The organism is Devosia sp. (genome assembly GCF_040509215.1).
Taxonomy (GTDB): domain Bacteria; phylum Pseudomonadota; class Alphaproteobacteria; order Rhizobiales; family Devosiaceae; genus Devosia.
In genome coordinates this window covers 1-7,696 of record NZ_JBEVLL010000189.1, presented here as the reverse complement: position 1 = coordinate 7,696, position 7,696 = coordinate 1, and the positions used below count along the sequence as shown (strand labels likewise).

General features: G+C 60.9%; 9 protein-coding genes. 2 read left to right on the top strand and 7 right to left on the bottom strand.

Annotated features, from left to right (window positions below; genetic code table 11):
- Positions 1 to 694, top strand: a 694-nt coding sequence (locus ABW043_RS10540) for a TIGR03808 family TAT-translocated repetitive protein (RefSeq protein WP_353921167.1), incomplete at its 5' end; no start/stop codon positions are given.
- A gap of 5 nt (positions 695 to 699) precedes the next feature.
- Here ABW043_RS10540 and ABW043_RS10535 read toward each other — a convergent pair.
- The 3 genes from ABW043_RS10535 to ABW043_RS10525 all read right to left on the bottom strand — a co-directional run bounded on the left by ABW043_RS10535 (position 700) and on the right by ABW043_RS10525 (position 2,676).
- Positions 700 to 1,698 carry an asparaginase gene (locus ABW043_RS10535; protein ID WP_353921166.1) on the bottom strand — a complete coding sequence of 333 codons (999 nt, stop codon included), beginning with the start codon at positions 1,696 to 1,698 and terminating at the stop codon, positions 700 to 702.
- A gap of 113 nt (positions 1,699 to 1,811) precedes the next feature.
- Positions 1,812 to 2,150, bottom strand: a complete 339-nt coding sequence (locus ABW043_RS10530) for an SH3 domain-containing protein (protein WP_353921165.1) — start codon at positions 2,148 to 2,150, stop codon at positions 1,812 to 1,814.
- A 100-nt stretch (positions 2,151 to 2,250) separates the two neighbouring features.
- Complete coding sequence (locus ABW043_RS10525) at positions 2,251 to 2,676, bottom strand: hypothetical protein (protein ID WP_353921164.1); 426 nt, start codon at positions 2,674 to 2,676, stop codon at positions 2,251 to 2,253.
- 233 nt (positions 2,677 to 2,909) lie between these two features.
- Between ABW043_RS10525 and ABW043_RS10520 the strand changes: the two genes are divergently transcribed.
- Positions 2,910 to 3,773 carry an NAD-dependent epimerase/dehydratase family protein gene (locus tag ABW043_RS10520; RefSeq protein WP_353921163.1) on the top strand — a complete coding sequence of 288 codons (864 nt, stop codon included), beginning with the start codon at positions 2,910 to 2,912 and terminating at the stop codon, positions 3,771 to 3,773.
- A gap of 20 nt (positions 3,774 to 3,793) precedes the next feature.
- Here the strand turns inward: ABW043_RS10520 and rhaM are convergent, their stop codons facing one another.
- The 4 genes from rhaM to ABW043_RS10500 are packed head-to-tail and all read right to left on the bottom strand — an operon-like array spanning position 3,794 to position 7,600.
- On the bottom strand, positions 3,794 to 4,126 hold the full coding sequence (gene rhaM, locus ABW043_RS10515) for an L-rhamnose mutarotase (protein WP_353921162.1): 333 nt from the start codon (positions 4,124 to 4,126) through the stop codon (positions 3,794 to 3,796).
- Complete coding sequence (locus ABW043_RS10510; RefSeq protein ID WP_353921161.1) at positions 4,123 to 5,124, bottom strand: ABC transporter permease; 1,002 nt, start codon at positions 5,122 to 5,124, stop codon at positions 4,123 to 4,125. Before ABW043_RS10510 ends, rhaM begins: the two co-directional genes overlap by 4 nt.
- Entirely contained in the window at positions 5,121 to 6,098 is a 978-nt protein-coding gene (locus ABW043_RS10505) for an ABC transporter permease (RefSeq protein WP_353921160.1), read from the bottom strand. The genes ABW043_RS10510 and ABW043_RS10505 overlap by 4 nt, the downstream gene beginning before the upstream one ends.
- Positions 6,095 to 7,600: a sugar ABC transporter ATP-binding protein gene (locus ABW043_RS10500; RefSeq protein WP_353921159.1), complete on the bottom strand. Its 1,506-nt coding sequence runs from the start codon at positions 7,598 to 7,600 to the stop codon at positions 6,095 to 6,097. Before ABW043_RS10500 ends, ABW043_RS10505 begins: the two co-directional genes overlap by 4 nt.
- Positions 7,601 to 7,696: the final 96 nt, after the last annotated feature.

The following is a 7,696-nucleotide window of genomic DNA, read 5'->3' as shown; positions in this document are numbered from 1 at the left end:
TGGCTCGATCATCACCAACAATCACATCACCAACATCGATTGGAAAGCCGGCGGCAACGGCCAGAACGGCAATGGCATCAATGTCTATCTCGCCGATGAAGTGATCGTCTCGGACAATCATATCTCCAACTGCGCCTTCACCGCCGTGCGCCTCAACACAACCAAGAACTGCCAGGTCACCGGAAACATCTGCCGTACCTGCGGCGAGGTCGCGATCTTCTCCGAGTTCGGTTTTTCCGGCTCGATCATCGCCGACAACGTGGTCGATGGCGCCGCCACCGGCATTTCCATCACCAATCTCGACAGCAATGGGCACCTCGCCGTCTGTTCGGGCAACATCGTGCGGAATATTTCGTCGAAATCCGAGGTCAACCCAGACACCGTCCCCGTCGGCATCTATGTCGAGGCCGAAGTCGCCGTCACCGGCAACGTGGTCGAAAACGTCCCCGGCGTCGCCATTGCCGCCGGCTTCGGCAGTTTCATGCGCTCCGTCGTCATCACCAGCAATGTCGTCTATGCCAGCAATATCGGCATCGGCGTCTCAGTCGCCGAAGGCGCCGGCAATGTGCTCATCGCCGACAACATGGTGCATGAGCCCAGCGTCGGCGAAATCGTCGGACTCAAATGGACCGAGGTCGCCGAAACCGACCTACGCGCAGTCGCCGATCGCTATCCACATGTGACGATACGCTAGGGCGTTCAGAGCACCGCCCTGATTTCGCCCACCACAGTCTTCCGCACATTCACCGTCGGCTGCCGCGCAAAGTCTTCCAGCACCGCGCGCTGCTGTTCATCGGGATCGGCGAATTTCAGCAGCAGTCCCGCAACCATGGCTTGGCTCGCTGCCATATTGCCGTCGTCGCATTTGAGCGCATAACCCCAGCCCTTGTCGCGAATGGCGCCGCATTGCACGCCTTCCGCGCCACCCTTCTGCATAAGACGGCCGCCAAAGGCCTCCATCACCAGCGTATCGAGATGCCCCGTTCCCGCGACGAGATGCGGGTGCCTGGTCGCTGCATCAAACAGCGCCCGTGCCCCCGCCGCGTGTCCGGCATCGAGCCCCTCTCCCGTCGCCATGCGCGCAAAGCCACGCGCCCAGGCCCGGATCGGCGCCGCCCAGGTGGGAATGGAACAACCATCGGTGCCGCAGCGATCCTCTGTCAGCTCCTCGCCGATCACCAGCTCCACCGCCGCCCGCACCGCGCGCTGCACATCATGCTCGCGTTTCACATAGTCCGTGGTCGGCACGCCCATGGCGAGCGCCACGCTCAACATGCCAGCATGCTTGCCCGAGCAATTATTGTGGAGCGCACTCGGCTCCTCATGTCGCTCCCGCAGCCCCTCGCGCGCCGCTCCATTGGTCGGCTGATGCGCGCCACATTCGAGATCGGCCACCGAAAGCCCCATGCGGCCAAGAAAATTGGCGACATTGGTCACATGGTCGTCTTCACCGTGGTGCGACGCGCAGGCAAGCGCCAGTTCTTCGGTCGAATGATGAAAACGCTCCACCGCATGCCGATCGAAAATCGCCAGCGCCTGCATGGATTTGATGGCCGAGCGCGGAAACACCGGCCGGTCGATATCGCCAGCCGAGGCGATCACCGTGCCCGCCGCATCTACAACGACAAAAGCGCCGCGATGGCGGTTTTCCACCCAGTTGCCGCGCACGGCCTCGGCGAGAATGGGGTTGGCATCCATGAAAAAACTCCGGCCCTGACTGTCCCTGAGGAACAGTGCAGAGCCGGAAAAGTCAATGCATGGGGAGGAGGTACGCGGTTACTAAGAGACGCGCCGGGCAAACGGCGCGAAAATCAAATGTCCCAGTCTTCCATCGGCGTCAGGAAGCGCGAGTTGACCCAACCGCGCGTATTCTGGCGTTCAACAAGGCACCAATCGGCGCTTTTCGGGACGGCAATGCAGCGTTCGACCCAGACCGGTGTGTCCGGTTGGAAAGCGCCGATTTTCTGAGAGTAGCTGGCCGGCCACTTGCGCACGTTCAGCTGGTCCCATTGGGCGACATTGCTGACCCGCGCCAGTTGATCGACCTGATAGCCTGCGGCCATGGCGGGCTGCACTGCAAAGCCGGCGGCGGCGGTGACGACAAGGCCACAGAGCGCTGCGACCAGAACCTTTTCCTGTGACTTGTTCATTTCACGTCCCTCAGGGAATTTCGTTGTTGGACCTACATTGCCTTGGCCGGATTGAACCCACCCTGATGAGTGGGTTCAGTTTCGGTTCATCAAGGCGGGCTCAGTTCATGTCGCGCTGGTGGACATAGAGGATGATGCTCCCGCCACCGCCGAAGCGAAGCGAAACCACATCGTTCTGGTCGTAGCCCTTGGCCGTCAGGGCGGCCATCAGCGTGGTATTGTGGGCAATCGGCACGCGCAGGTGATTGACGTTGCCGTTCACGAACAGCGAGCCATAGGCGTTCTTGCCACCGACAGTCAGGTCTTCGCAGACCGGGTCGAGACTGACGCGGTTGCCGTTGATGGCGCCGATATCGGCCTGACGAACGCTGCGCATGTGGCCCATGACTTCGGCACAGTCGATGGGCGAGGTGGCGGTAGGGCTCGGACGACGCTGCTGCGCGCCAGCGAACTGGGCAGCGCTGGGCAGGACGGTGGTCAGGGTAAGGATGCCGGCGATAACGGCGAAAGTGGCGGTCTTGAGCATTTGTTTCTCCTGTTGGGTTCGGCATCCGCCCCTCGCGGACCGCCTTGGGTTTCGATGTCCTTGCATCGAGCATGACGGTGTTATGAGCCCTGCCCCTTGAACCCGTGCTGAGAGCCACATTCATCTTCCGTTAACCGCCCAAATCGGGCTTCTGCGGTTGGCACAGGTCGCGTTCGGGCTTAGGCTGAGAGCCGGACAACCACGAAATCAGCGTGGAATATGAGGAGGTTCGGATGAAGAAGGTGCTGGTGACCGGCGGCAGCGGCAAGCTTGGCCGCGCTGTGCTGCGCGATCTCGTGACCCATGGTTACGATGTGCTCAACATCGACCAGCAGGCCCTTTCTGAACCGATCTGCCCATCGGTCAGGATCGATCTGACCAATTTCGGCGAGGTCGCTTCGGCCATTCTCGGCGGTATCGACGAGCGCGGCGGCCCCTTCGATGCCGTCGTGCATCTTGCCGCCATTCCCGCGCCGGGCCTTGCCGCCAATGCCAGGACTTTTGCCAACAATGTGACGACGACCTACAACGTCTTCGAGGCCACCCGCCTCGCCGGAATCAAGAACGTCGTCTTTGCTTCGAGCGAAACCGTGCTCGGCCTGCCCTTCGACACCCCGCCACCCTATGCCCCGGTCGACGAGGAATATTTCCCGCGCCCGGAAAGCGCCTATTCGCTCGGCAAGTTGCTCGACGAAACCATGGCGGCGCAATTCTGCCGGTGGGACCCGGAGCTGCGCATGGTCGCCCTACGCTTCTCCAATGTGATGTATCCCGAGGATTACGCCGCGTTCCCAAAATTCGACGGCGATCCGCGCAGTCGAAAGTGGAACCTATGGGCCTATATCGACGCCCGCGACGGCGCTCAGGCAGTCCGCCGCTCCATCCAAGCCGACTTCAAGGGATTTGAGGCTTTCATCATCGCCAATGCGGATTCGGTGATGACCCGCTCCAACATCTCGCTTCTCGCCGAAGTATTTCCCGAAGTGCCGCACAAGGGCAATATTTCAACCAACAGCACGCTGCTCTCGATCGAAAAGGCGAAGCGACTGCTGGGCTACTCGCCGCAATATTCGTGGCGGAACGAGGTAGGGAAGTAAGGGGGGCAACGCCCCCTTACTCATTTCATCCAGAAGACGGGCAGCAGATCCACCGAGATCGGCTCGTTCTTCTCGTTGGTGGCCATGATGTCGGCCATGTGGGCCCACCAGCGCTGCATCACTGCGGTCTTGGGCAGGTCGGCCATGGTGTGGTCCTTGCGCCGCCACAGAACGCCAAAAAGCGTGTTGGTCTCTTCGTCGAGGTGAATGGAGTAGTCCTTCACCCCGGCCTCGTGCAGCAGGTCGACGAGTTCTGGAAAGATCTCGTCATGACGCTTCTTGTATTCGGCCGTCATGCCCGGGTTGAGGCGCATCTTGAAGGCGTGCTTTTCGTAGCCTGAATCTTCGATCATGCTTTTCTTTGCCTCCACATACGGAACAGGATCGGCAGCGCGATCACGACGATCAACAGCGAGCCGATAAAGATCGACATCACGATCCCCGGCACGTTCAAGAGCCCTAGCCCGAAGGTCACGAGGCCCATGATCAGCGCCGCGAGCACGACACCGATAATGGTGCCGGAGCCGCCAAGGATCGAAACGCCGCCCAGAACCACCATGGTCACGGCCTCGAGCTCGAAGCCCTCGGCAATGGAAGGACGGGTCGAACCGAGACGCGCCGTCAGCAGCACTGCGGCCATGCCGCTCATCAGGCCCGTCAGGCAGAACAGCACGAACTTGATGCGATCGACGCGCACGCCCGAAAAGCGCGCTGCCGTCGCGTTGTTGCCGATGGCGAAGACCCGGCGGCCGAAATTGGTGTGGTGCAGCACGACATAAAAGATCAGCGCGCAAACGAGGAACAGCACCAGCTCGAACGAGATCACCCAGAACACATAGCCCTGGCCGAACCAGGAGAAGCTGGCGGGATAACCCTTAAAGCTCTGGTCGCCGAGGACGATGTAAGCAATACCGCGGAAGAGGCTCATCGTACCGATGGTGACGACGATCGAGGGCAGTTTCAGCCCGGTAATCAGAAAGCCATTGAAGGCTCCGCAGAGGATCCCGACGCCGACACCCACAGCCACGAGCACAGGCGTATCCGCGCCCATCCCCAGAGCCACGCCCATCATCGTGGAAGCCAGAGCAATAATCGACGCCACCGACAGATCGATTTCACCGGTGATGATGACCAGCGCCATCGCCAGCGCGATCAGCGCCTTTTCGGTAAAGTTGAACGTCATGTCGCTCAGGCTCCACTCATTGAGGAAGTAGGGCGAGGCAAACGAATTGGCGATGAAGATGGCCACGGCCACGAGAACGAGCAGGCTCTCCCAGCTCAGGACGGCGGATTTGACGGGATTGTCGAGCCGGTCAGGAAGCTGGCGGCCGGTTGCGGTCGTGTCGGTCATGCGGCTTCTGCCTTCTTCAAGATGATACGGCCCTTGGTCCGTTCGCTGCGACCATTGAGCACCACGGCGATCAGGATCGCGGTACCGGAAATGGCCATCTGCCAGAACGGGGAAACGCCGATAACCGGCAGGGCATTGTTGACGACGCCGAGGAACAGCGCGCCCAGCAGCGCGCCCGCCACGGTGCCGATGCCACCGGCGATGGAAATGCCGCCAATGACGCAGGCAGCCACAATGGTCAGCTCATAGCCGCCGGCCACTTCCACCGAAGCGATCACGTAACGGGAAATCCAGAGATAACCCGCGAGCCCCGAAATGGCGCCAGCCAGGACAAAGGCAAGGAACTTGGTCCGCCCCACATTGATGCCGGTATAGACCGCGGCCGTCGGGTTGACGCCGATGGCGTAGAAGGCGCGGCCGGCCGCCGTGCGCGTCATCAAGAGGTAGACCAGCGCTGCAACGACAATGGCAAACCAGCTCAGGATGGGCAGGCCAATGAACGTGCCGCGCTGAAGCTGGATGAATTCCTGGCTCATCTGCGCCGCGTTGACCCAGGCACCGCCTGAAATGACGAAGACGAGGCCGCGGAAAATGGTCAGCGTGCCGAGCGTCACGACGATAGGGGGAATGTCGAGCTTCCAGACCAGAATACCGTTGAAGGCACCGAGGGCAGAGCCGACCACCACGGAGCCGGCGATCAGCAGCGGGATCGGCACGCCCGGGAACGCAGCATTGATCATCGCAACGATCATGCCGGTCAGCGCCAGGTTCGAGGCCATGGAAAGGTCGATGGAGCGGGTCAAGATGACCGCCATCTGCCCCATGGCCAACATCATCAGAATAGATGTGTCGTTGAAGATCGTGAGTAGGTTGCCCGGCTGCGAGAAGCGCGGGAAGCGGATCGTCACCATGACGATGACGGCGAGAATGCCGAGCGCCAGCCAGAGTTCGCGGGTTTTCAGAAGCCGGTTCATGCCGCCTTCTCCTTGGCAATACCAGCCGCCAGACGCACCAGCGTCTCGGGCTGCAGGTTCTTGTTTTCGAGCGTCTCGATGATGTGCCCCTCGCGCATCACGACCACGCGGTCGCTCATGCCGAGAATCTCGGGCAGTTCGGACGAGACCATGATGACCGAGAGCCCCTGGCTCACCAGTTCACCCATGAATTCATGCACCGCGGCCTTGGAGCCGATGTCGATGCCCTTGGTCGGCTCATCGAGAATGATGACCTTGGGCAGCGTCGCCAGCCACTTGGCGATCACGACCTTCTGCTGATTGCCGCCCGACAGGGTGGAGACGTTCTGGCTGAGCGAAGAAGCGCGCAGATCAAGGCGTTCGGTATAGGTGCGCGCCAGCTTGAATTCTTCCGCCATGCGGATGAAGCCCTTGGAGCTGGTCTTGTCGAGGCTTGGCAGCGATACGTTCTTGAAGATCGGCTCGCCGGTGATGACACCCTGTTTGCCGCGCTCTTCGGGCACATAGACGATGCCCGCTTCAACGGCGTCTGCTGCCGATTTCGGTGCGATCGACTGGCCATCGAGCACCATTGTGCCTGAAGCGATCTGCGTCATGCCGAACACAGCCTGCATGACCTCGGAGCGTCCGGCGCCCACGAGGCCATAAAAGCCCAGGATTTCGCCCTTCCGCACCGCAAAGGAAATGTTTTCGAATTCGGTTGGGTGGCTGAACCCCCTCACTTCCAGCACTGTCTCGCCAATGGTGGCGGCGCGTGGGGGGAAGATGTGGTCCACGGAACGCCCGACCATCAGTTTGACGATCTCGTTTTCCGGCGTGTCCTTGATGAAACCCTTGCCCACCATCTCGCCATCGCGGAACACGGTGAACCGGTCGCAGATGCGATAGATTTCGTCGAACTTGTGCGAGATGAAGAGGATGGCCTTTCCGTCCTTCTTCAACAGCTCGACCAGCACGTAGAGTTCTTCGATTTCCTTCTGGGAGAGCGCTGCTGTCGGCTCGTCCATGATGACGACCTGCGCATCGACCGAGAGCGCCCGTGCCACGGCGACGAGGTGCTTCTTGGCAATGCCCAGTTCCTTGAGCGGGATGCTGGCATCGATACCGGCCGCCATGGAGTCGAGCGTCTTCTGCGCTTCGGCCTTCATGGTCTTCCAGTCGATCAGGCCAAAGCGATTGCGCGGCGCGTGCCCGAGATAGATGTTCTCGGCCACCGACAGTTCGTCGAACAGCACGGTTTCCTGGTGGATGGCCGTGATGCCCGCAGCCGTCGCGGAAATGGCCGTCGGCAGGCTTACGACCTGTCCCCCAACGCGGATTTCGCCTTCGTCCGGCTGATAAATCCCGGTCAAGGTCTTCACCAGGGTCGACTTGCCGGCACCATTCTCGCCGATCAGGGCAGTCACCTGTCCGGGAAACAGCTCGAGCGACACATTGTGCAGCGCTCTTACGCCGGGAAAGCTCTTGGATATGCCCGTCAGGGTCAGGATGGGGTCTGTCATTACGCGTGTGTCCTTCACCGCTGGCCGCGGCATCGATCACCACGTCATTCCCGCGAAAGCGGGGATCTCGATTGCCGAAAAAGAGATTCCCGCTTT